Origin of the sequence: Dechloromonas denitrificans (assembly GCF_001551835.1) — a bacterium.
In the GTDB taxonomy this organism is placed as follows: Bacteria; Pseudomonadota; Gammaproteobacteria; order Burkholderiales; family Rhodocyclaceae; genus Azonexus; species Azonexus denitrificans.
Genome location: NZ_LODL01000035.1, coordinates 275,271 through 298,676 on the forward strand (window position 1 = coordinate 275,271; position 23,406 = coordinate 298,676).

Sequence of the window (23,406 nt, forward strand, 5' to 3'; positions counted from 1 at the left end):
CCGCAACCGGAGGGCTGGAGCATGAAAATTCGTTCACGCTCAATGGCCCACGCTGTGGGCTCGTAAACTTGTAGAAAATCGTGTCCCCCCTTGCCATTTGAAGGCGCGAAAAATGGCTAAGGAACCGGCACATTGCAGCCCGACGCTGACAGAGCAGCCAACGGCGGCAAAGGCCGAGTTGTCCGCGTAGGCGATCAGCAGGTTTCTGAAGCGGTCGTTCAGATGAGTGCTTCCCGGAAGCATCGAACGGCGGCAGTTGGCCGACTAGAGCCGATTGCTCTGCCTGATACCGGCCATTCCTGGCTAAGGCAGCTTCCAGGGAGTTGTCACGACCGCAGCGTGCCCAATCCGGCCAGTCGGCTTTCTCCTGAGCAGCCATACAGCCAAAGGCAGTTTCTGCGAACTGGAGTGCTACAAAGCCACCGCTGGCAGCCTCACCCTACCGGCCAATACCGGCTATTGGCGATTTTTCTCGATAGCAGACGTCCGTAGATACGATTATGCTATCGTTCTTGATGGCCGCTTTTTACGACTCTATTTAACAGCTATGGTGTGTTGGTCAAACTCTCCGAAATCTAGAAACGGCGAAGATTTCCGGCGATATGACAGTTCTCAGTTGGGGATCGGCCGCCAAGTTAGGGCGCAAAACTGCGCCCTAAATCAAAATTAGATTTTCAGAACGTCATGCGCTTCTGCGTGGAACAAAATGCAACCCGTGTCCGTTACCGAGCTTGAGGCAGAATTTCAGCGCAACATTGACTCATTGTCATCAAGCCTGATTGAGGTCTTTTCGTTGAAGTTCAAGCAGGAGGTTCCCAACCTAAGCGATCCGCTTATGCGTTGGCTTGACTTCAGGCTTCGTTACATAGATCCGCAGCCACGTCAGATTGTCTTATCCGGCAAACTTCCAAAGCGAGGGTTGCCGCAAAACACAAAATCAGCCTTCAAAAAAATATACAAGCTAGAGCGTGTGGACATTTGTGATTAAGGGACTGTTCACAAAGGGCTGATTGTGTTCACATCCTGTCTTTTGGATTGAAGACGGGATGCTGAGATTGCTGTTACGTGACGACCAGTGGCTACGAATCGAGCCGATGCTGCACGGCAGGGTTGGAGACCGTGGCCGTAGCGGTGCAGATAATCGTTTGTTTGTCGAAGCGGTTCTCTGGATGGCAAGAACTGGCGCCCCCTGGCGTGATCTCCCGCTTGGCTTCGGGCCATGGAATACGGTGTTCAGACGCTTCTCGCGTTGGGCAGACAAAGGCGTCTGGCAGGCACTTTTCACCAAGCTTTGCGAAGATGCAGACTTTGAGGAAGTGTTTCTCGACAGCACGATTGTGCGGGCGCACCAGCACGCAGCCGGCGCACCCAAAAAAACGGGCAACAAAGTGTTGGCCGTTCTCGTGGGGGGCTGAGTACCAAAATTCATGCGGCGGTTGATGGCCTGGGCAATCTGGCGCGCTTCCGTCTGAGCGGTGGCGAACGACATGACATCACCGAAGCGGCGAATCTCATTGATGGCATGACAAACGTCAGCGCAGTCGTGGCCGACAAGGCGTTTGACGCTATGCCGCTTACGTTTCTGAGTTTTTCCAAGATGACGAACTTGATCTCCAGAGCACAGTTGCTGGCAATATTGAATATTGCCTGATGGACCTTGCTGCATCCAAAGTCAATGTAGACAAAAAGCTGGCAAGTAACTTTATAGAGTTCAGATACCGTGTCACGAAAGACTTCGATGAGTGGCTCAACCTCATCAAAGAGAAAGCATACCGCGCTGGGCTACCCCTAAGGACTGAACTTCTTTCGATGGTGCACGGCTCTCCTGAGGAATTGGGGCACGAAGCTGAAGCTGAAAGCCTTGGGTTTAACTCTTCCAGGATACATCCAGACGTCTACATGAACGAACTACTCTGCGGCATGAGAGTAATTCATCAGGTATTGCCAGCCATCATGAAAAAACTGGGTATCGACGAGGAATTCAAGCTGGACGAATCTGAGCTTCGAGCAAAATAATTTAGCCTGCCTATGGTTCAGGTTGCACCGCACCTCTTCGTGCCCAACTTGATGTCTGTACGTGCAGCGGTGTGTTCAAAGTACTTCACCCGTCGCCGGAAGTAGAAGGTTGAGCTATGTCGGGACTGCTTCAGGTAGCTGCTTGCCATTGTGCCCCACCTTTGCGCCCCACCCGGCAGGCTTCAGCGCATGAAAAAGCCGCTGACCCTTTCGGATCAGCGGCTTCTGCATTTCTGGTGGTGATGGACAGAATTTAACCATCACCACCAGAAAATATCAGTCCATTGATCTATTGGGACTTTTTGTCGCCGCCTCGGTATCGAGGTTGATCAATGTGTCACACCCATGTGCAACACCTTGGGAGCGAGTATAAACCACTGTCTCCGGCAAGGTTCATCAGCACTTTGGCCAGAGGTCGATTGACGGAATATCTCTCGCATGGTGCAGCACTCTCGCCACGACAACCCCTTGCTCATTTGGGAAATAGAACAGGATGTATGGCGTCGATGTAGGCCAGCTTCGAATGCCTGGCGACAGTTCGTTTCTCTCCCGGCCCATCAGCGCTTGATCCAGCAACCGGATAGCTTCTGCTTCTATCTGGTCAAGCATACGATCAGCCGCCGTGACGCTATCTTCGGCAACGTATAGCCAAGCCTCCAGCAAGTCATTCTCGGCGCTGGCTGAATAGAACACTTTCCCCATCAGACCGCCTTCGGTGATGCCAGGACTGCCCTGCCGCGCTCCTTGATGCTGGACATACTCACCTCACGCACGCGACCGGCATTTATATCGGCAACACCTTGGGCAATGTCAGCCTTGAGTGCTGACAGATTGGCGGCCTGAACGCCTTGATAGGCTTCAAACAAGCGCAGTGCTTCCCTGATCACTTCACTGGCAGAGCTGTAGAGTCCTGATTCGACATGCTGGCGAACGCGGCTTTCGAGTTCCGGCGGCAACGATACATTTAGGGACATGGCAGGCTCCAAGGTTATGTCAGACATTGCCATTTTATGCCATTGCTGCAAAAAGGCCAGAACGAACCAAGCTGCCGCCTTCGATGCGTTAGTGCAGACATTTCAGCACGGAACGATGATTTTCAAATTCGCGTCGCGCAAACGACAAGGCAAGGTATCCGGAAGTCCCTTTTTTTTTCTAAGACTTCGCTCCTTGCCATGATCGTGCCATCACCGCGCCAAGAAGATCAGGCGATTGCCTCCTCTTCCCGACCGGCCTTCCTCATTGCTTCAATCTCGTCGCTGGCCAGTTCCTTGATCAACAACTCAGGCAAGTCCTTCTCAGCGTCATCGATACACTTCTCAATCCGTAGAGCGTTCCATGCCAGGAGCGGGTGAGATAGTCGCGTGCCATGTGCAACACCTTTGTGTAACACCTAGCGGGGTAAATGGCATGAAAAAAGCCGCTGACCCTTACGGATCAACGGCTCTTTGAATCTGTTGGTGGTGATGGGCAGAATCGAACTGCCGACCTATGGGTTATGAATCCATCGCTCTAACCGACTGAGCTACATCACCACGCTTGAGGGCGCGGATTATAGGGTGGCTCTGATTGGCGGTCAACGAATTTGTGCTCGGTTATAATTCGAAACTTTCCCGCACCCGGGTTGCCGAAGCGGCACCCACCATTCTGCGAAGTAATATCCATGCCCAAAAAACTGTTCATCCGCACCTTTGGGTGCCAGATGAATGAGTACGACTCGGACAAGATGGCCGACGTTCTCAATGCCGCCGAAGGCGTTGTCAAAACCGACAACCCTGAAGAGGCCGACATCATTCTGTTCAATACCTGCTCGGTGCGCGAAAAGGCGCAGGAGAAGGTTTTTCACGACCTTGGCCGGGTCAAGCACCTGAAGAAGCTGAATCCGAACCTGGTGATCGGAGTCGGCGGCTGCGTCGCCAGCCAGGAGGGCGACGCCATCGTCGCTCGCGCGCCTTACGTAGACGTGGTCTTCGGACCGCAAACCCTGCACCGCCTGCCGCAGCTGATTGCCGAACGCAAGGAGAAGGGCAAGGCGGCGGTTGACGTCTCTTTCCCGGAAATCGAGAAGTTCGATGCCATGCCGCCGGCCGAAGTCAAAGGCGCCTCGGCTTTCGTCTCGATCATGGAAGGCTGTTCGAAGTTCTGCACCTTCTGCATCGTGCCTTACACCCGTGGCGGCGAAGTGTCGCGCCCGTTCGACGACGTGCTGACCGAAGTGGCCGGCCTCGCTGCCAACGGCGTCGGCGAAGTGACACTGCTCGGCCAGAACGTCAACGCCTATCGCGGCGACATGGCGGAAACCGATGAGAAGGCCGACCTGGCGCTGTTGATCGAATACATCGCCGAAATTCCCGGCATCGAGCGCATCCGCTACACGACCTCGCATCCGCGCGAAATGAGCGATCGCCTGATCGAGACCTACCGCAAGGTGCCAAAGCTGGTCTCGCACCTGCACCTGCCGGTCCAGGCCGGCTCGGACCGCGTGCTGGCGGCGATGAAGCGCGGCTACATGACCATCGAGTACAAGTCGATCATCCGCAAGTTGCGCGCGGCGCGGCCGGACATTTCGCTGTCCTCCGACTTCATCGTCGGCTTCCCCGGCGAGACGGATGAGGACTTCGAGAAGACGATGAAGCTGATCGACGATGTCGGCTTCGACAACTCCTTCTCCTTCATCTACAGCCCGCGCCCCGGCACCCCGGCCGTCGAGATGGATGATTCGACGCCGGCCGAGGTCAAATCGGCCCGCCTCTCGCGTCTGCAAAAGCGCATCGACGAACAGGCGCAGGTGATCAGCCAGGCCATGGTCGGCAGCATCCAGCGCGTCCTGGTCGAAGGCGTCTCGAAAAAGGACGCCCACGAACTGGCCGGGCGCACCGACAACAACCGTATCGTCAACTTCATCGGCAATCCGCGGCTGATCAACACCTTCGTCGATGTCCGCATCACGTCGGCCTTGCCGCATAGCCTGAGGGGCGAAATTGTCATCCGAGAAGACTAGAGCGGCACCGAAAAGCAAACCGGCGGAAGTCACGCTGGCGCCGGTCGACAACGTTTTGCTGGCCAATCTGTGTGGCCCGCTCGACGAGAACATCCGGCAGATCGAAACCGGCTTCGATGTCGTCATTCGCCGGCGTAACGAGCGCTTTTCGATTTCCGGCGAAAAAGCCGGGTTGACCGCCGACGCCATCCGCCATTTCTACGGCATGGCCCGCGAGCCGCTGTCGGTCGATGAAATCCAGCTCGGCCTGATCGAACTGATCAACGCCCCGGTCCGCCGCATCTCGCGGAAGGCCGAAGGCCCGGTCGACGGGCCGCAACTGGTCACCCGCAAGACCGAGTTGCACGGCCGTACGCCGCGCCAGGTCGCCTACCTGAAGGCGATCCAGGAACATGACATCACCTTCGGCATCGGCCCGGCCGGCACCGGCAAGACCTACCTCGCCGTCGCTTCAGCCGTCGATGCCTTCGAGCGCGACCTGGTCGAGCGCATCATCCTGACCCGGCCGGCCGTCGAAGCCGGCGAGCGCCTCGGCTTCCTGCCCGGCGACCTGACCCAGAAGATCGACCCCTACCTGCGCCCGCTCTACGACGCGCTGTACGACCTGATGGGCCACGACCGGGTCAGCAAGCTCTACGAAAAGCGCGCCATCGAGATCGCCCCGCTCGCCTTCATGCGCGGCCGGACACTGAACCACGCCTTCATCATTCTCGACGAGGCGCAGAACACGACGCCGGAGCAGATGAAGATGTTCCTGACCCGCATCGGCATCGGCGCCAAGGCCGTCGTCACCGGCGACATCACCCAGATCGACCTGCCCAAGGGGCAAAAGAGCGGCCTGCGCGAAGCGCACGATATCCTGAAGGGCGTGCGCGGCCTGGCCTTTACCGAATTTACCAAGGAAGACGTGGTCCGCCACCCGCTGGTCGCCCGCATCGTTGCCGCCTATGAATCCCACGCCAAGCAAACGCCTTAACCTGTCCGTGCAATATGCCTGTAACCGCGACGGCTTACCCTTACGGGCAGATTTCGTGCGCTGGGCACGGGCGGCGCTGGTTGGCGGCGGCGAAGTCGCCATCCGCCTGGTCGACGCCGACGAGGGGCAGGCACTGAACAACGAGTACCGCGGCAAGGACTACGCGACCAACGTGCTGTCCTTTCCGTATGACACCGAACCGCTGGTGACGGGCGACCTGGTCATCTGTCCGAGCGTCGTGGCGCGCGAAGCGGCCGAGCAGAACAAGCCGCTGGACGCCCACTACGCCCACTTGGTGGTGCATGGTATGCTGCATTTGCAGGGCTGGGATCATGACAATGACGATGATGCCGAGGCCATGGAAAATAAAGAAAGGGAGATTCTCGCCGCGATGGGTTATCCAGACCCGTATGCGGTTTAAACATCATGGATAGTGACAGTAAACCGAGTTTTATCGAACGACTGACTTCCCTGCTGCTGCGCGAACCTGAAGATCGCGAGCAGCTACTTGAAATATTGCACGCTGCCTACGAGCGCAACCTGATGGACGCCGATGCGCTGACCATCATTGAAGGTGCGCTGGCCGCTTCCGACACCCGGGTGACCGACGTGATGATTCCGCGGGCCCAGATGGACGTCATCGACGTCGATGACCCGATGAGCGAAATCGTCCCCGTCGTCATCGAAGCCGCCCACTCGCGCTTTCCGGTGGTCGATGGCGACCGCGACAAGGTGCTCGGCATCCTGCTCGCCAAGGATCTGCTGCGCATCCACACCGAAGAGAGTTTCGATTTGCGCGACTGGCTGCGCCCGGCCGTCTTCATCCCCGAATCGAAGCGGCTGAACGTGCTGCTCCGCGAATTCCGCGTTTCGCGCAACCACATGGCGATCGTCGTCAATGAATATGGCGGCGTCGCCGGCCTGGTCACCATCGAGGACGTACTCGAACAGATCGTCGGCGACATCGAGGACGAATACGACTTCGACGAAGCACACGACAACATCCGTCTCGATGCCTCCGGCCGTTACCGGGTCAAGGCACGGACCGAAATCGAGGACTTCAACGAGGCATTCACGACGAAATTCTCCGACGAGGAATTCGATACCGTCGGCGGACTGGTCCTCCGTCACCTCGGCCGCGTCCCGAAACGCAACGAGATCGTCGACATCGAAGGCGTCCGCTTCCAGGTCCTGCGCGCCGACAGCCGCCGCCTGTACACGCTACTGGTCACCCCGCCGCCCAAATCCGAAGCCGGTGCTGAAGACTTTACTGGCTAGACACCCGGCAGTGCGCTACCTCATCGCCGCAACCATAGGGGTCGCCGGCGTGCTGTGCTTCGCCCCTTTCGGCCTGTTCTGGCTGGCCCCGCTGATCTGGCTCGGCCTCTTCCAGCTGCTGTGCAGCGCCGGAACGACGCGGCAGGCGGCCCTGAGCGGCCTGGCGTTCGGCCTCGGCTTCTTCCTGACCGGCGTTTCCTGGGTTTACGTCAGCCTCTCCGTCTTCGGCGGCATGCCGTGGTGGCTGGCCGGACCGGCCGCCTTCCTGTTCTGTGCCGTGATGGCGCTGTTCCCGATGCTGGCCGGCGGCATTTTCAAACGCTGGCAGCCGAACGGCTTGTGGCGGCAGGCGCTCTGCTTCGCGGCGCTGATTGCTGCGGTCGACTGGCTGAGAAGCTGGATTTTCACAGGCTTTCCCTGGCTCGCCCTCGGCTATTCACAAGCCGCGCCCAGCCCCCTGAGCGGCTTCGCGCCGCTGCTGGGGGTGCATGGCCTGTCACTGCTCGTCGCCCTGAGCGGCGCCCTGCTCGTCCGCTGGCGGACCGGGGTGATCTTCGCGACGCTGCTGATCATCAGCGGCTTCGTGCTGCGCCAAGTGCCGTGGACGGCGCCGGTCGGCGAACCGGTCAGCGTCGCGCTGATCCAGGGCAATGTGCCGCAGGAAATGAAGTTCCGGCCGGAAGCATTCCTGCGCACGCTGAGCCTTTATCAACAACTGATCGAGCAGAACCCGGCGCAACTGACCATATTGCCGGAAACGGCGTTGCCGATCTTCTTCAACCAGTTGCCGCCGATGTATGTCGAACGCCTGCAAAAGGCCGTCTGGGCGCATGGCGGCGACCTGATTACCGGCACCCTGAGCGGCGACCCCGATGCTTACTGGAACAGCGCGGTCAGCCTCGGCGTCTCGCCGACCCAGGTGTACAGCAAGCGCCACCTGGTGCCCTTCGGCGAGTTCATTCCGCCCGGCTTCGCGTGGTTCATGGCGCACGCCAACATTCCGATGTCGTCCTTCTCACGCGGCCCGGAAAACCAGCCGCCGCTCGCCGTCGCCGGCCAGAAGGTGGCGGTCAACATCTGCTACGAGGATGTTTTCGGCGAGGAACTGATCGGCGTGCTGACCCAGGCCGGCATCCTGGCCAACCTGTCGAATACCGCCTGGTTCGGCCATTCGCTGGCCCAGCCGCAGCATTTGCAGATCGCCCAGATGCGCGCCGCCGAAACCGGCCGCCCGATGTTGCGGGCGACCAATACCGGGATGACCGCCATCGTCTCGGCCAGCGGCAAGGTGCAGGCGGTGCTGCCGGCGTTCACCACCGGCGTGCTGCGCGGCGAAGTGCGCGCCCATCAGGGGCTGACGCCCTACGCCCGCTTCGGCAACTACGCTTTCCTGCTGCTCGCCGGCCTCTGCCTGCTGTTCAGCCAGCTGCCGTCACGCCGGCGCTAACGACTGTTTCAGGTCGTCCGCAGCCGCTGCGTCGCCTGTTCCAGGCGTTGCTTCTCGGCCAGCACTTTCAATGAGTAGCGCCGTTCCGGGTCGTTGCTGGCACCGCCGAACTGCTGCAGGCCATCTTCCAGCCCGCCGTTACGGCTAATCGATTCTTTCAGCACGCGCGCCCCGACCTGGACATTGGTCACCGGATCGAGGAAGGCGGCGGGAGCCGCTTCATCCGGCAACTTGTCGAGATGGAAGCGCGGCACGACCTGCATCAGGCCCTGGGCACCGAACACGCTCTGCGAAAAGGGATTGAAGCCGGACTCGACGCCGATCACCGCGATGATCAGCAGCGGGTCGAGGTGCAACTCGCGGCCGACCGTCTGCGCCGTCGCGAAGATCGGCTGCAAGGCGTCGGTGGACACCCGGTAACGCCGGGAAACGTAATCCAGCGCACCGCGCATCCGCGGATTGAGGGCCGAGGGCGTTGCCTCGGACGGCGGACTTTCCGGCTCTTCGACGGCGGCAACGGCCGCCGCTTCACTGACCGGGGCAGCCGACTTCAGGCTGTCCGACACATTGAGATAACCGCTCAGCAAGCCGAGCAGCACAAAAACAAAAACCAGCCCGGCCGCCATCAGAAATTTCTGGAGCAGGACATAAACGACTGTTGAGACCCGCTGTACGGCGGGAGAGAGAGTAGTCGAAGCGAACATGCGACCTCCTTCACTGTTGCCACTACCGAAAACATCTCCGGCAGCGAACGGTTACAGGGGGTACGACATCGGCGAGGGCGGGGGAAAGTGGCAAGCGGCCGAAACCCGCAAGGCACCAGGGCTGGCGCCGGAAAAACCGATGTTGCACCGCAACACGAATCGCACTCTATTGATTTAATTGAATATTGTCAACAAACACCGGCCAGGCTTCGCCTAAAAATGTTGCACAAACACCAACACACCGGGCGCCAGGCCGCATGTCGACAGGCTCCCGGTGCATCTCGGCGCGGGCAAAAAAAGATCGCCCGCCGCCCCTCAGGCCACCTCGACCAGACGCCGGACCATGCCCGCGATGCCATCGACCTCGACCAGTTCGCCATCCCTCAGTTGGTCGACGATACCGGGCAGATTGACCACCGCCGGCAAGGCGAATTCGCGGGCGACGATGGCGCCGTGCGACAGGTAACCGCCGGTTTCGACGACCAGGCCGCCGGCCTTGAGGAACAGCGGCGTCCAGCCGGGATCGGTGGACGGCGCGACGAGAATCTCGCCCGGCTGCAGCGCCAGCCCCTCGGCTGGATGGCGCAGCCGGCGGACCCGGCCACGCGCCACGCCGGTCCCGGTGGCGACGCCACGGAAACCTCCCGCCTCGTCCGGTTTTGCCGGTTTTTCATCGGTCGACCGCAGCACCGGCAACGCCTGGCCAGCCGGCGCCAGTGCCAGCCATTCGCGCGCTTCGGTCGCCTGCCAGCGGGCGAACCACGCGCTGCGTTCGGCGACGCGGGCACGCAAGCCAAGCCGTGACAGGTGGCCGCCAGCGTAGCGTTCGACCTCGCTGGGCATCAGGTGAAAGATCTCGTCGGGCCGGTCGAGTACCCCTTCGCCGACCAGCCGCTCGCCGATCAGCAGCCAGAGCCGCCGCCCGGCGGCGAGCAGGGCGATGATCGCGCTGCGCGCCGCCTCGCGCCGGTTGCTGTCGCGATTGGCGGCCTTGACCTGGGCGCGCAGCAAGGGCCGGTACCAGAACGGCAGTTCGCGTTTGATCCGTTGCCAGGCCGCGTTGGCCGCCGCGTGCTGGCGGGCACGCAGCGCGGCGGCATCGACCTCGGCCAGCGCCGGCAACTGCTCGAGCAGTTGTTCGGGCTCCTCATGCCAGCGCGGACTACGCAGGTAGGTCTCGTAATGGCCGCGATGGCCATAGCGGTCGAGAAAAGCGGCGAAGGCCTCGGCAAATTCCGGGTCGTCCTGCGGTCGACCGCCGGTTTTGGCCGATTTTGCCTGGCGGGCCAGGTCGAGCAAGGCGTACCCCTGCTCGGCCGTCACGCTCGGCTCGCCACCGGCCAGCAGCGCCGCCCCGAGCGCCGCGCTCTCGCCGGGAAAAGCACGCTCCAGCGTGTCGAGCAGCAGGCTCAGGCTGCCGCCCCCCGAGCCTTGCAGGAAGAACATGCCGGCAAACTCCCGGGCGGGCTTGAGCACGCGCAGTAGCAAGGCCGTGATCTCCTCATTGCACTCCGGCAGGGGCACATCCCGTAGTTGCCGGGCAATGGCCCGCGCCTGGGCGACTTCCGCATCGCCCCGCCGCCCCATCGCCGGCGCCTGGCGCAGGTAACGCAGCGTGTTGGCGATCCGGCCCAGACGTTCGCGCCAGTTCGGCGGCGTGCTCGCGATAACCGGCTGATGACCGCCCATCAGGGCATTGAAGCGCTCGGGCAGCAGGCCGATGCCGTCCCAGGCCTCCCACTGCAGGATCGAGGCTTCGAGGTAGAGCCGCCCATCGAACAGTCCGGCACGCTGGACGCCGGGCAACAGCGGGTAGCCGGCCAGCTTCCAGCCCTGTTCGAGCAGATCGTTGCAGCCGCGCCGCGAGAAATTCCAGTCCATCGCCTGCAGAGGCTCGGGCATGATTTCGCAGGTATTGCCGCGCGTCCAAAGCGCCGGCTGGCCGCGCAGGGCCGGGTAGGTGTAGTGCGGCCGCCGCGTCACCGGCCGGGCCTGGGTCAGCCAGAATTGCCCGCCGTCCCAGACCCATTCCAAATCGTAGAACGGCGCCACGAAATCGCAGGCGACCGCCGCATCGCGCAGCAGTGCGGCCAGGCGCTCCGCCTGCCCGGCGTCGAACACTGCCGCCTGTGCCTTTGCCGGTGGCAATGACTCGCGCACGGTGCCGCCCGCCGCGGCTGGCCGGCTGATCGTCGCCTTGCTGCCGATCCGCGTTTCGATCAAGCGCCAGGTATCGCTGCTGTCCTCGGCGAAGACATATTCGTCGCCCGCCGCCTCGCCGCCGACCAGGCTTTCGCCCAGGCCCCAGTTGGCGTGCACGATGATCCGGTCTTCGCGGCCGCTGGCCGGGTCGCAGGTGAAGGCGATGCCCGAGGCCTCGGCCGCCAGCAGCGGCATGACGACGACGGCCATCGCCACGTCGCCAGCGATGCCCAGCCGCTGGCGGTAAGCCGCTGCCGTCGGCGTATCGAGCGAAGCCCAGACCTCGGCAATCGCTGCGGTCAACGCCGAAAAATCGCCAATATTCAGACAGGAGCGGTAGATGCCGGCGAACGACGCCGCTGCCGCATCCTCGCCAAGCGCTGACGAGCGCACGGCCAGCGGCTTATCCAGCCAGCCGCGTGCGGTCAGTTCGGCCTGCAACAGCCGCTGCAGTTCGAGCGGCACACCGGCCCCGCGCAGCCGGCTCCAGGCGGCCGGAATCACGAAAAAGTCGGGCACCGGCAGGCCGTAGCGCAACAACAGCCCGAGCTGGCGCCCCTTGCCACCGACCACCTGCGGCGGCGTGTCGGCAGCAGCCGTCGCCGGAACCAACCCCATCTCCGGGCTCATGACCGCCCTCCCATGCCGTTGCAGACCAGATCGAGCATGGTCGCCAGTTCGTCGGCCAGCGCCAGGCGCTCGTCAGTCAGGCAGCGCAGCAGCGTCGCCAGATGGGCAAATTGCAAATGCATCGCCAGCAGCGCGACCGGCAGGTCGGCGCGGAATTCGCCGGCCGCCTGGCCCTGGGCGATCAGCTCGCTGAAGATCGCTTCCATGCCGCTGCGCTCGCGCCCTTCGGCCGGCAGCCGGGAATCGCTCAGGCGAAAGCGGGTGTAGGGCAGCAGAAAGGCGCGCCGGCTCTCGCACCAGGCCGCCTGCAATTCGAGAAAGCGGGCCAGCCGCGCCCGCCCCGGTGCCGCCCGGGCCAGTTCTGGCTGGATGTCCGGCCAGGCGGCGCGTAGTTCGCGATGAAAGACATGGCGCAGCAAGGCTTCCTTGACCGGGAAATGCCGGTACAGCGTGACCTTGGAGAGATCGGCCGCTTCGGCGATGCGCTCCATCGTTACCACCTCGAAGCCCTCGGCCTCGAACAACGCCCAGGCGGTATCGGCAATATGGTCGAGTTGTTGTTGGCGCTTGCGTTCGCGGCGACCGGGCGGCTCGTCTCCACTTTGGGGCATGCGATGCATCGGCATAATGGCGTCCTCAATAAAATAACTTCGTTAATTATTGAACGACGTTCATTATTTTTCAAGCATTGCGCCACTCTGACCAAGGCCGCTAAAAGCTTGTAAAATTCAAGGTCTTCCGTCTTTTCGAGTGCGTCCGATGACGACCAGCAACAGTTCCACGAAAAAGCCCACCTTCCAGGAAATCATCCTGCGTCTGCAGCAATACTGGAGCGCGCAAGGCTGCGCCCTGCTGCAGCCCTACGACATGGAAGTCGGCGCCGGCACCAGCCACACCGCCACCTTCCTGCGCGCCATCGGCCCCGAGCCGTGGAAAGCCGCCTACGTGCAGCCCTCGCGCCGTCCGAAGGATGGCCGCTACGGCGAGAACCCGAACCGCATGCAGCACTACTACCAGTACCAGGTGGTGCTGAAGCCGGCACCGGACAATATTCTCGAGTTGTATCTCGGCTCGCTCGAAGCGCTCGGTTTCGACCTCAAGAAGAACGACGTCCGTTTCGTCGAGGACGACTGGGAAAACCCGACGCTGGGCGCTTGGGGCCTGGGTTGGGAAGTCTGGATGAACGGCATGGAAGTGACCCAGTTCACCTACTTCCAGCAGGTCGGCGGTATCGACTGCAAGCCGATCACCGGCGAAATCACCTACGGCATCGAACGCCTGGCGATGTACCTGCAGGGCGTCGAGAACGTCTATGACCTCGTCTGGACCGACGGCCTGACCTACGGCGACGTCTATCACCAGAACGAAGTCGAACAATCGACCTACAACTTCGAGCATTCCGACGTCGACTTCCTGTTCCACGCCTTCGGTGCCCACGAGAAGCAGGCGCAACACCTGATGGGCGCCCAACTGGCGCTGCCGGCCTACGAACAGGTGCTGAAGGCGGCGCACACCTTCAACCTGCTCGACGCGCGCGGCGCCATCTCGGTCACCGAGCGTGCCGCCTACATCGGCCGCATCCGCAACCTGGCGCGCGCCGTGGCACAAGCCTATCTCGACAGCCGCGCCCGCCTCGGCTTCCCGATGGCACCGAAGGAATGGGCCGCCGAAGTGCTCGCCCAGATTGAAAAGAAAGTTGCCTGAACATGACCGCCAAGAATCTGCTCGTTGAACTGTTCGTCGAGGAACTGCCGCCGAAGGCGCTGAAGAAACTGGGTGAAGTGTTTGCCCAAACCCTGACCGCCTCGCTGAAAAATGCCGGTCTGGCCGCGTCGACCGCCGCCGTCACCGCCTACGCCTCACCGCGCCGACTGGCCGCCCACGTCACCGAGGTCGCGGCAGTGGCTGCCGACAAGCCGGTCGTCCAGAAGCTGATGCCGGTCGCCGTCGGCCTCGATGCCGCCGGCAATGCGACGCCGGCCCTGCTCAAGAAACTGGCCGCCCTCGGCGCCGATGCCTCCTGCGTGCCGAACCTGCGCCGCGAAAATGACGGCAAGGCCGATGTGCTGTTCTACGAAAGCCTGGCCAAGGGCGCGACGCTGGCCGAAGGCCTGCAGAAGGCGCTGGAAGCCGCACTGGCCGCCCTGCCGATCCCGAAAGTCATGAGCTACCAGCTTCAGGACGGCTGGAGCAGCGTCAATTTCGTCCGCCCGGCACATGGCCTGGTCGCCCTGCACGGCAGTGACGTCGTGCCGCTGGCCATCCTCGGCCTGAACTCAGGACGCGAAACGCACGGCCACCGCTTTGAAGCCACGGTCGATCCGGTCGTATTCGCCAATGCCGACGAATACGCCAGCAAGCTGGCCTCTGACGGCGCCGTGATCGCCTCGTTTGCCGAGCGCCGCGCCGAAATCGCCCGCCAGCTCGCAGCCGCAGCGGCCCAGGCCGGCGGCAAGCCGATCGACGACGAGGCTCTGCTCGACGAAGTCACCGCACTGGTCGAACGGCCGAATGTGCTGGTCGGCCAGTTCGAGGAGGAATTCCTCGCCGTGCCGCAGGAATGCCTGATTCTGACCATGAAGGCCAACCAGAAATACTTCCCGCTGCTCGACGCGGCCGGCAAGCTGACCAACAAGTTCCTGGTGGTCAGCAACATCAGCCCGGCCGATGCTTCCGCCGTGATCGGCGGCAACGAGCGCGTCGTCCGTCCGCGTCTGGCCGACGCCAAGTTTTTCTTCGACCAGGATCGCAAGAAATCGCTGGAATCACGCGTCGCCGGCCTGGCCAAGGTCGTCTATCACAACAAGCTGGGCACCCAGGGCGAGCGCATGCAGCGCGTTGCGGCGATTGCCCGCGCCATCGGCCAGCAACTGGGCGGCGAAACGCTGGCGCTGCAAGCCGAACAAGCAGCCGTGCTGGCCAAGGCCGACCTGCTGACCGACATGGTCGGCGAGTTCCCGGAACTGCAGGGCATCATGGGGCGCTACTACGCGCTGCATGACGGCCTCGCCGCCGACATCGCCGATGCCATCGAAGACCACTACAAGCCGCGCTTTGCCGGCGACTCGTTGCCGCGCAACCAGGTCGGCACCATCGTCGCACTGGCCGACAAGCTGGAAACGCTGGTCGGCATGTTCGGCATCGGCCAAATCCCGACCGGCGACCGCGACCCGTTCGCGCTGCGTCGCCATGCGCTGGGCACCATCCGCATGCTGGCCGAAGGCAATCTGGATTTGCCGCTCGATAGCCTGCTCAACGTTGCCGGCCAGGCCTTTGCTGCGGTGGACGGCTTCAAGACGGCCGAAACCACGCTCGCCGACTTCATCTACGACCGCCTCGCCGGCAGCCTGCGCGAGCAGGGCTACACGGCGCAGGAAGTTGATGCCGTCGTCTCGCAACGGCCACAACGCCTGGGCGACATTCCCAAGCGCCTGGCTGCCGTGCGCGCCTTCTCGGCCCTGCCCGAAGCCGCCGCGCTGGCTGCCGCCAACAAGCGGGTCGGCAACATCCTGAAGAAGGTCGAAGACAGCGTCGACGCCTGGGTCGATGCCGCCCTGCTCAAGGAAGCCGCCGAAGTCGCGCTGCACGCGGCGCTGGTCGAAGTGGTACCGCAGGCCGATGCCGCCTTCGATACCGGCGACTATGCCGAGTCGCTGCAGGCGCTGGCCGCGCTGCGCGCCCCGGTCGATGCCTTCTTCGACGGCGTCATGGTCAATGCAGACGATCCGGCCCTGCGCAGCAACCGTCTGGGCCTGCTCGCCAAGCTGCACGCGGCGATGAACAAGGTCGCCGACATTTCGAAACTGTCGGCATGAAGCTCGTCATTCTCGACCGCGACGGCGTCATCAACTTCGACTCCGCCCAGTTCATCAAGAGCCCGGCGGAGTGGAAGCCGATTCCCGGCAGCCTGGATGCGATTGCCCGCCTCAACCAGGCCGGTTATCGCGTCGTCGTCGCCACCAACCAGTCCGGCGTCGGGCGCAGCCTGTTCGACATGGATACGTTGAACAGCATCCACGAAAAGATGCACAAGGCGCTGTTCGCCGTCGGCGGGCGCATCGAGGCCATTTTCTACTGCCCGCATGCGGCCGACTCCGACTGCGAATGCCGCAAGCCGAAACCCGGCATGTTCAAGCGTATTTCGGAAACGATGAACACCGACCTCAAGGGCGTGCCGGCGATCGGCGATTCGCTGCGCGACCTGCAGGCCTGCGCCGTGCTCGGTTGCCAGCCGATCCTGGTGCACACCGGCAAGGGCGAAAAGACCAAGGCTGAAGGCAACCTGCCGGAAGGCACGCTGGAATTCGCCAACCTGGCCGCCGCCGTCGACTTCATCCTGAACGAAAGCAAGGCATGACCGTCATCCGCTCGTCGCTGTTCATGGCCTGGGCCATCCTGTGGTCCATCGTCTCGGCGCCGCTCGTCGTCATTGCCGCGCTGGCGCTGCGCGGCCTGTGGGGTTACCGCTTCGGCAAGCTGTGGCGGCTCGGCATCCAGTGGGGCGTCGAAAACCTGCTCGGTATCCGCCCCAAGGTGATCGGCCTGGAAAACATGCCGCTGGAACCCTGCGTCATTCTCGCCAAGCACCAGTCGGCCTGGGAAACGATGACGTTGCAGGACTACGTGCCGAACGGCGCCTACTGCGTTTTCGTACTGAAGAAAGAACTGCTCAAGGTGCCGCTGATCGGCTGGGGCCTGGCCGCCATGAAGATGATCTCGATCGACCGCGCCGCCGGCAAAGACGCGCTCGACCAGGTCGTCACCCAGGGCCGCGAGCGCCTGAAGCAGGGCTTCTACGTCATCCTCTTCCCGGAAGGGACGCGCGTTGCGCCCGGCCAGACCAAGCGCTACAAGCCGGGCGGCGCCTATCTCGCCACCCATGTCGGCTGCAAGGTCGTGCCGATCGCCCACGACGCCGGCGAACTGTGGCCGCGCCAGGCTTTCCTGAAAAAACCGGGGACCATCACTGTCAGCATCGGCCCGGCTTTCGACGCCACCGGAATGAGCGAAGCCGAGGTCAATCGCCAGGCCGAAGCCTGGATTGAAGCCGAGATGCGCCGGATCTCGCCGCATCGTTACCGCGATGCCGCCCGCAGCAACGCCTGAGGCCGCCCGCCGCATCGTCCTCGACGGCCAGCCCGTCGCCTATCAGCTGCGGCGCAGCCAGCGGCGGACCATCGGCCTGACCATCGACCATCGCGGGCTGCGTGTCGGCGCACCGCACCAGGCCCGCCTCGGCGACATCGAAGGCCTGATCCGTCAGCATGGCCAGTGGGTGCTCGACAAGTTGGCCAACTGGCGCGAACAGCCGCCGCCGGCCACGCTGGCCGTCGGCGATGGCACCGTGGTTTTTGCCCTTGGCGAGCCGTTGACCGTAGCAATCACCGAAATTGCCCGCAGCCGCTGGCAATTTGCCGGCAACCGGCTTTATCTGAGCCCAACCGCCTCGGCCAGCGCCAATCAACTGCTCGAAAAGGCGCTGCGCGAAAAGGCGCGCGCCGTTTTTACCGAGCGCCTCGGCCACTACGCCCCCCGGCTCGGCGTCGCCCTACCGCCGTTGCGCCTGTCGTCGGCCCGCACGCGCTGGGGCAGTTGCAGCCACAGCGGCGGCATCGCCCTCAACTGGCGGCTGATCTTCATGCCGCTGCCGATCGTCGATTACGTCGTCTGCCACGAACTGGCCCATCTCAAGGAAATGAACCACAGCCCGCGCTTCTGGTCTGTGGTCGAGCAACTCTGCCCGGAATGGCGCAGCCGGCGCCTCGAACTGCGCCAGCACGCCCGGCAAATTCCCCAACTCTGAACAGGAAAACAGCATGCGCATTCTGCACACCATGATCCGCGTCGGCGATCTCGACCGCTCGATCGCCTTCTACACCGAAATCCTCGGCATGCAGCTGATCCGCCGCCAGGACTACCCGGAAGGCCGCTTCACGCTGGCTTTCGTCGGCTACGGTCCCGAAGACAAGGAAGCGGTGCTCGAACTGACCCACAACTGGGACACGCCGAGCTACGAACTGGGCAACGGCTACGGCCACATCGCCCTCGCCGTGCCGGATGCCGCGGCGGCCTGCGCCGAGATCAACAAGCGCGGCGGCAAGGTGGTGCGCGAAGCCGGGCCGATGAAGCACGGCACGACCATCATCGCCTTCGTCGAAGACCCGGACGGCTACAAGATCGAACTGATCCAGCGCGCCTGAGGCAGATCAAGGCCATTCGCTGCGCCGCCGCCGATACTGTGCGGCCAAGGAGATCGACATGGCCTTTCCCGACTACTTTTCCCGCATTCCCACCATCACGCTGCATGACCCGCTGGCCGAAGTGCTCGGCGCGGCCGAGGGCGGCCTGATCGAATATTCGTTTGCCGATGCCGTCCGCCTGACCGGCCACGCCTGCCCGACCGTCGCCGGCGCCTGGCTGACCGGAGTCGGCGCCCTGCGCGTCCTCTATGGCAACGAGTTGCCGCGCCGCGGCGAGATCGAAGTCGGCCTGCACGAGGCGGAGGACAGCGGCGTCAGCGGCGTCATCGCCAGCGTTCTCGGCCTGCTCACCGGCGCCGCCGGCCCCGGCGGCTTCAAGGGCCTGGGTGGACAGTTCCGGCGCAACCGGCGCCTGCATTTCGCCGAGCCCGGCCTCGAATACATCCGCCTGCGCCGGATCGACACCGGCCTCAGCGTAGACTGCCGGCTCGACCTGTCCGCCGTGCCCGGCGACCCGCGCAGCGGCCCGCTGCTCGGCGCCATCCTGGCTGGCGTAGCCAGCCCGGCCGAACGCCAGTTGTTTGCCGAATTGTGGCAGGACCGCGTCCGCCGCATCCTGCTCGACGACAGTGCCGGCGACCGCCTGCTCAAATTCACGCTAAGCGATTGAAGCCCCCGGGGCCGGCCGGTATCTGATATGCTGAATACTACAAAAGTATTAGAGCCCTGCCATGTTGCGCATATTCCTGATCGGCCTCGCCCTCCTCGCTCACCAGTTGCCCGCCCTCGCTCAGGAGGGCACTCTTGACCGCATCGCCGCTGCCAAGACCGTCCGCGTCTGCATCTGGCCCGACTATTTCGGCATCAGCTATCGCGACCCGAAAACCCGGCAACTGTCCGGCATCGATATCGACATGGCCAAGGGCCTGGCCCGCGACCTTGGCGTCGGCCTCGAATTCATCGACAGTTCCTTTGCCCGGCTGATTGCCGACCTCACGGAAGACCGTTGCGACATCGCCATGTTCGCCATCGGCATCACGCCGCAGCGGGCAGAAAAACTGCGCTTCACCAAGCCCCACCTGGCCAGCGATATCTACGCCATCACCACCAAGAGCAACCGCCGCATCCGCGCCTGGGACGACATCGACAAGGCTGGCACAGTCGTCGCCGTGGCCAAGGGCACGCTGCACGAACCGGTGATGAAGGAAAAGCTGAAGAACGGCACGCTGAAAGTGCTCGATACGCCGCATGCCCGCGAGCAGGAAGTCGAATCCGGCCGGGCCGACGTTTTCATGACCGATTTCCCGTACAGCCAGCGCATGCTGAAGACGACCGACTGGGCGCGCCTGATCAAGCCGGACAGCACCTACCACATCACCCCCTACGCCTACGCCATGCGGCCGGGCGACGACCGCTGGCACGCCCGGGTCGAAGCCTTCGTCGCCACCGCCAAGCGCAATGGCGAACTGAAAGCGGCCGCCGAACGGCACGGCCTGTTGCCCATCCTCCGCCTCGACTGATCGGGTTCGACCAGCGTGAGCAACGCCGGGGCCCGCTCTTACACCAAGCTGCTGATCAGCCTGCAACTGCTGCTGGTCATCTCGGTGGTGGCCGGCACTTTCTCGAATGTCTACAGCCTGCGCCAGGAAACCCTGGCCCGCCACCTGCAGGAGGCTGAAGCGCAGGCCCGCGTCTTCGAAGACCAGCTAACGCAGACGCTGAACCTGGCCAGCCTGACGCTGCAAAGCCTGCCGGAAGCGATCGACCTGCCGCAGCCCGGGCCGGAGCGGGCCAATGCCCAGCTCGAACTGATCCAGCGCCGCCTGCTCTTCCTCCGTTCGCTGTCACTGGCCGGACTGGATGGGCGCATCGTCGCCAGTTCCAACCCGGACAACATTGGCGCCCTGGTCGTCACCGACGATTTCCAGCCGCGCCCGGAAGGCCTGCAGGCGGCCGGCTTCCTGCGCACCGGCGCGCCCTGGGTCGGGCGCGATTTTGCCGATGGCAAGCCGTCGACCGCAGGCAACCCAATCCCGGCCGATGCCAGCAGCTTTTTCCCCGCCCTGCGCGAAGAAATTTTCCACGGCCAGCGGCTGAAACTGCTGGCCAGCCTGAATCCCGACTATTTCCTCAACCACTTCGCCCGCCATATCGACCCGGCGCTGACCGAGGTCGAAATCCTCAGCTACGACGGTACGCTGCTGCTCTCGTCGAACGACCAGCGCAGCATCGGCAGCCGCCACCTCGACGCGGCCAGCCTGAGCCAGTTGCAGGCCGAGGAAATCGGCACCCGTAACGCCAGCCACGAGAACCGCGGTTACCTGCTGACCGCCTTCCGGGCCTCGCGCAGCTATCCGCTGCTGATCCAGGTCCATGTCGACCGCGCCACCGCCCTCGCCCAGTGGCAGGCGCAAACCTGGCGCACGCTGGGCGCCGTCGGCCTGGCCCTGCTCGCCCTGCTGCTCCTCACCTCACTGCTGATTGCCCGACTGCGCAAGGGCATAAGGGCCGAAGAGCAGATGCAGAAGGAACGCCAGCTCGCCGCCCAGGTTTTCGAGCACAGCACGAATGGCATCCTGATCACCGATGCCGAGCGCCGCATCCTGGCGGTCAACCCGCGCCTGGAGGTAGTTTCCGGCTACGCGGCCAGCCAGCTGATCGGCGCCAACCCGCGCATTTTTTCCTCCGGCCTGCATGACGCCACCTTCTACCAGGCGATGTTCACCGAGTTGCAGGCGCATGACGTCTGGCGCGGCGAAATCGTCAATCGGCGGCAGGACGGCACGCCGATCGAGGAATGGCTGACCATTTCCTCGGTGCGTAACGCGCAGGGCCAACTGACCAACTACGTCGGCGTCTTCGAGGACATTTCCGACGAGCGCCGCCGCGACAGCCTGATCCGCCGGCTATCGCAGGCCGTCGAGCAAAGCCCGACGAGCATCGTCATCACCAATCTGACCCCGGCCATCGAGTACGTCAACCCGCAATTCTTCCGCACCACCGGCTACACGGCGGAGGAAGTGATCGGCCAGAATCCGCGCATGCTGCAGTCCGGCCTGACCCCGGCCGCCACCTATGACGCGATGTGGCAAACGCTGGCCGGCGGCGAAGTCTGGGAAGGCGAATTCGTCAATCAGCGCAAGGATGGCTCGGTCTATCACGAGCGAGCGGTGATCGCGCCGATCCGCGAAACCGACGACGAAATCACGCACTATGTCGCGGTCAAGCTCGACATCACCGAACAACGCCTGCAGGCCATCCGGCTGCAACGCCAACTGGCCGCACTGCGCGCCCTCAACGACATCGTCGCGACGACCGGCCTCGATCCGCTGGAAACGATGCGCGCCGCACTGCAGGTCGCCGTCGATCACCTGCACCTCGAATACGGCATCATCAGCCACATCAACCGCGAGGTTGGTGCCTACCGCATCGAAGTCCAGGTTTCGCCGCCGGAAACGCTGCGCGACAAGCAGCAGATCGAACTCGGCATCACCTATTGCAGCTCGACGCTGGAACACGACGGCGTCCTCGCCATCGCCAATGCCGCAACCAGCGACTACCAGCGCCACCCGTGCTTCCGCGAATTCCGGCTGGCCGCCTACCTGGGGGCGCCGATCCAGGTCAATGGCGAGGTCTACGGCACCATCAGCTTCTCGTCGGCGACCGGCCGCGACCACGACTTCGACCCCTCCGACATCGAGTTCATCCGCATGCTCGCCCGCTGGGCTGGCGCCTTCCTCGAACGCCTGCATGCCCAGGAGCAACTGGAGCAGGCGCGGCAGGCGGCCGAAGCGGCCAGCCTGGCGAAGAGCAGTTTCCTGGCCAACATGAGCCATGAAATCCGGACGCCGATGAACGGCGTCATCGGGATGAGCGATTTGCTGCTCGGCAGCACATTGACCGCCGAACAGCGCGACTATGCGAAAACCATCCGGCACAGCGCCGACAGCCTGCTCGGCCTGATCAACGACATCCTCGACTTTTCCAAGGTCGAAGCCGGCAAGCTGCAGCTTGAAGCGATCCCCTTTGCACCCGCCGAACTTCTCCATGACATCGTCGCCCTGCTCGCCCACCAGGCCGCCCTCAAGGAAATTGGCCTGAGTACCGCCAGCGTCCCCGGCGTACCGGCCCAACTGCTCGGCGATCCCGGCCGGCTGCGCCAGATACTGCTCAACCTGGCCGGCAATGCCGTCAAATTCACCGAGACCGGCGGCGTCAAGATCACGATGGCGAGCGAAGCAGCCGCCGGCCAGCCCGATCAGGTCTGGCTCGACTTCCGGATTGCCGACAGCGGCATCGGCATGAGCCGGGAAGTCGTCGACAACCTGTTCGCCCCCTTCTACCAGGGCGACGCCTCGACCACCCGCCGCTTCGGCGGCAGCGGCCTCGGCCTGTCGATCTGCCGGCGCCTGGTCGAACTGATGGGCGGCAGCATCGAGGTCGCATCGACGCCCGGGGTCGGCAGCGAATTCCGCCTCCGTCTGCCGTTCGGCGTCGTCACCGACCCCGCGCCGCTCGCCACAGCCGCCCCCGCCCTTCCCCCGGTCGGCGAACTGCCGGCCGGCCTGCGCGTGCTGCTGGTCGAGGACAACGTGGTCAACCAGAAAGTGGCCGGCGCCCTGCTCAAAAAACTGGCCTGCCAGGTGAGTCTGGCGGTGAACGGTGCCGAAGCCCTCAAAATGCTCGCTGCCGACAGTTTCGACATCGTGTTGATGGATTGCCAGATGCCGGTCATGGATGGCTTCGAGGCCACCCGCCGCCTGCGTGCCGGCGAAGCGGGCCCGGCCGCGGCGAACCGGCCGGTGATCGCGATGACCGCCAACGCCATGCAGGGCGACCGCGAAGAATGCCTGGCCGCCGGCATGGACGCCTACCTGGCCAAGCCGGTCAGCCGCCAGGAACTGGTCGACAGCCTGCGCCAGTGGTGTGGCGGGCGCTGACTTTCAGCCGACAAT

At 63.4% G+C, this 23,406-nt stretch carries 20 protein-coding genes, 1 tRNA gene and 1 pseudogene; 16 read left to right on the forward strand and 6 right to left on the reverse strand.

Translation table 11 applies throughout. The annotated features are described in order from the left end of the window. Positions 1-1,046 precede the first annotated feature (1,046 nt). Together AT959_RS16045 and AT959_RS16050 are read left to right on the forward strand one after the other, a co-directional pair. Positions 1,047-1,567, forward strand: a pseudogene (locus AT959_RS16045) (IS5 family transposase); the annotation flags it as partial. A gap of 83 nt (positions 1,568-1,650) precedes the next feature. Further along, positions 1,651-2,016, forward strand: coding sequence for a hypothetical protein (locus AT959_RS16050; protein ID WP_066885158.1), 366 nt, complete (start codon positions 1,651-1,653; stop codon positions 2,014-2,016). A gap of 396 nt (positions 2,017-2,412) precedes the next feature. Here AT959_RS16050 and AT959_RS16055 read toward each other — a convergent pair whose 3' ends face one another. The 3 genes from AT959_RS16055 to AT959_RS16065 all read right to left on the reverse strand — a co-directional run bounded on the left by AT959_RS16055 (position 2,413) and on the right by AT959_RS16065 (position 3,548). After that, on the reverse strand, positions 2,413-2,718 hold the full coding sequence (locus AT959_RS16055; RefSeq protein WP_083518456.1) for a type II toxin-antitoxin system RelE/ParE family toxin: 306 nt from the start codon (positions 2,716-2,718) through the stop codon (positions 2,413-2,415). Continuing rightward, positions 2,718-2,990 carry a type II toxin-antitoxin system ParD family antitoxin gene (locus tag AT959_RS16060; RefSeq protein WP_066885161.1) on the reverse strand — a complete coding sequence of 91 codons (273 nt, stop codon included), beginning with the start codon at positions 2,988-2,990 and terminating at the stop codon, positions 2,718-2,720. The genes AT959_RS16055 and AT959_RS16060 overlap by 1 nt, the downstream gene beginning before the upstream one ends. Before the next feature lie 481 nt (positions 2,991-3,471). Beyond that, positions 3,472-3,548: transfer RNA gene (locus tag AT959_RS16065), tRNA-Met, on the reverse strand. Positions 3,549-3,676: 128 nt separating this feature from the next. Between AT959_RS16065 and miaB the strand changes: the two genes are divergently transcribed. From miaB to lnt, 5 genes are read left to right on the forward strand one after another with little or no spacing between them, the layout of a single operon-like run. Then, positions 3,677-5,014, forward strand: a complete 1,338-nt coding sequence (miaB, locus tag AT959_RS16070) for a tRNA (N6-isopentenyl adenosine(37)-C2)-methylthiotransferase MiaB (RefSeq protein WP_066885164.1) — start codon at positions 3,677-3,679, stop codon at positions 5,012-5,014. Beyond that, entirely contained in the window at positions 4,995-5,990 is a 996-nt protein-coding gene (locus AT959_RS16075; protein ID WP_066885167.1) for a PhoH family protein, read from the forward strand. Before miaB ends, AT959_RS16075 begins: the two co-directional genes overlap by 20 nt. After that, positions 5,962-6,411, forward strand: a complete 450-nt coding sequence (gene ybeY / locus AT959_RS16080; protein WP_066885170.1) for an rRNA maturation RNase YbeY — start codon at positions 5,962-5,964, stop codon at positions 6,409-6,411. Before AT959_RS16075 ends, ybeY begins: the two co-directional genes overlap by 29 nt. A gap of 5 nt (positions 6,412-6,416) precedes the next feature. Then, positions 6,417-7,268, forward strand: a complete 852-nt coding sequence (locus AT959_RS16085) for an HlyC/CorC family transporter (RefSeq protein ID WP_066885172.1) — start codon at positions 6,417-6,419, stop codon at positions 7,266-7,268. Between the two features lie 10 nt (positions 7,269-7,278). Further along, the gene (gene lnt, locus AT959_RS16090) at positions 7,279-8,715 is read left to right on the forward strand and encodes an apolipoprotein N-acyltransferase (protein WP_240481864.1); all 1,437 of its coding nucleotides are present in this window, start codon (positions 7,279-7,281) and stop codon (positions 8,713-8,715) included. A gap of 8 nt (positions 8,716-8,723) precedes the next feature. On the opposite strand, the gene AT959_RS16095 is transcribed toward lnt, so the two are convergent. From AT959_RS16095 to AT959_RS16105, 3 genes are all read right to left on the reverse strand, one after another. After that, a complete protein-coding gene (locus AT959_RS16095) occupies positions 8,724-9,419 on the reverse strand; it encodes a transglycosylase SLT domain-containing protein (protein ID WP_066885176.1) in 696 nt (231 codons plus the stop codon). A gap of 315 nt (positions 9,420-9,734) precedes the next feature. After that, positions 9,735-12,251 carry a PEP/pyruvate-binding domain-containing protein gene (locus AT959_RS16100; RefSeq protein WP_066885180.1) on the reverse strand — a complete coding sequence of 839 codons (2,517 nt, stop codon included), beginning with the start codon at positions 12,249-12,251 and terminating at the stop codon, positions 9,735-9,737. Continuing rightward, entirely contained in the window at positions 12,248-12,862 is a 615-nt protein-coding gene (locus tag AT959_RS16105; protein WP_205629944.1) for a TetR/AcrR family transcriptional regulator, read from the reverse strand. Before AT959_RS16105 ends, AT959_RS16100 begins: the two co-directional genes overlap by 4 nt. A 148-nt stretch (positions 12,863-13,010) precedes the next feature. Between AT959_RS16105 and glyQ the strand changes: the two genes are divergently transcribed. From glyQ to AT959_RS16150, 9 genes are all read left to right on the forward strand, one after another. After that, positions 13,011-13,955, forward strand: a complete 945-nt coding sequence (gene glyQ, locus AT959_RS16110; RefSeq protein ID WP_066885186.1) for a glycine--tRNA ligase subunit alpha — start codon at positions 13,011-13,013, stop codon at positions 13,953-13,955. A gap of 2 nt (positions 13,956-13,957) precedes the next feature. After that, on the forward strand, positions 13,958-16,066 hold the full coding sequence (glyS, locus tag AT959_RS16115; RefSeq protein WP_066885189.1) for a glycine--tRNA ligase subunit beta: 2,109 nt from the start codon (positions 13,958-13,960) through the stop codon (positions 16,064-16,066). Further along, positions 16,063-16,608 (forward strand): D-glycero-beta-D-manno-heptose 1,7-bisphosphate 7-phosphatase, encoded by a 546-nt coding sequence (gene gmhB, locus AT959_RS16120; protein ID WP_066885192.1) that lies wholly within the window; start codon positions 16,063-16,065, stop codon positions 16,606-16,608. Before glyS ends, gmhB begins: the two co-directional genes overlap by 4 nt. Next, on the forward strand, positions 16,605-17,357 hold the full coding sequence (locus AT959_RS16125) for a lysophospholipid acyltransferase family protein (RefSeq protein ID WP_066885195.1): 753 nt from the start codon (positions 16,605-16,607) through the stop codon (positions 17,355-17,357). The genes gmhB and AT959_RS16125 overlap by 4 nt, the downstream gene beginning before the upstream one ends. Further along, positions 17,335-18,054: a M48 family metallopeptidase gene (locus AT959_RS16130; RefSeq protein ID WP_066885197.1), complete on the forward strand. Its 720-nt coding sequence runs from the start codon at positions 17,335-17,337 to the stop codon at positions 18,052-18,054. The genes AT959_RS16125 and AT959_RS16130 overlap by 23 nt, the downstream gene beginning before the upstream one ends. 13 nt (positions 18,055-18,067) lie before the next feature. Beyond that, positions 18,068-18,451 carry a lactoylglutathione lyase gene (gene gloA, locus AT959_RS16135; RefSeq protein ID WP_066885200.1) on the forward strand — a complete coding sequence of 128 codons (384 nt, stop codon included), beginning with the start codon at positions 18,068-18,070 and terminating at the stop codon, positions 18,449-18,451. Positions 18,452-18,509: 58 nt separating this feature from the next. Continuing rightward, on the forward strand, positions 18,510-19,121 hold the full coding sequence (locus AT959_RS16140; protein ID WP_066885203.1) for a hypothetical protein: 612 nt from the start codon (positions 18,510-18,512) through the stop codon (positions 19,119-19,121). A gap of 61 nt (positions 19,122-19,182) precedes the next feature. Next, on the forward strand, positions 19,183-19,971 hold the full coding sequence (locus AT959_RS16145; protein WP_066885206.1) for an ABC transporter substrate-binding protein: 789 nt from the start codon (positions 19,183-19,185) through the stop codon (positions 19,969-19,971). A 15-nt stretch (positions 19,972-19,986) separates the two neighbouring features. Continuing rightward, positions 19,987-23,391, forward strand: a complete 3,405-nt coding sequence (locus AT959_RS16150; RefSeq protein WP_066885209.1) for a PAS domain S-box protein — start codon at positions 19,987-19,989, stop codon at positions 23,389-23,391. Positions 23,392-23,406 lie beyond the last annotated feature (15 nt).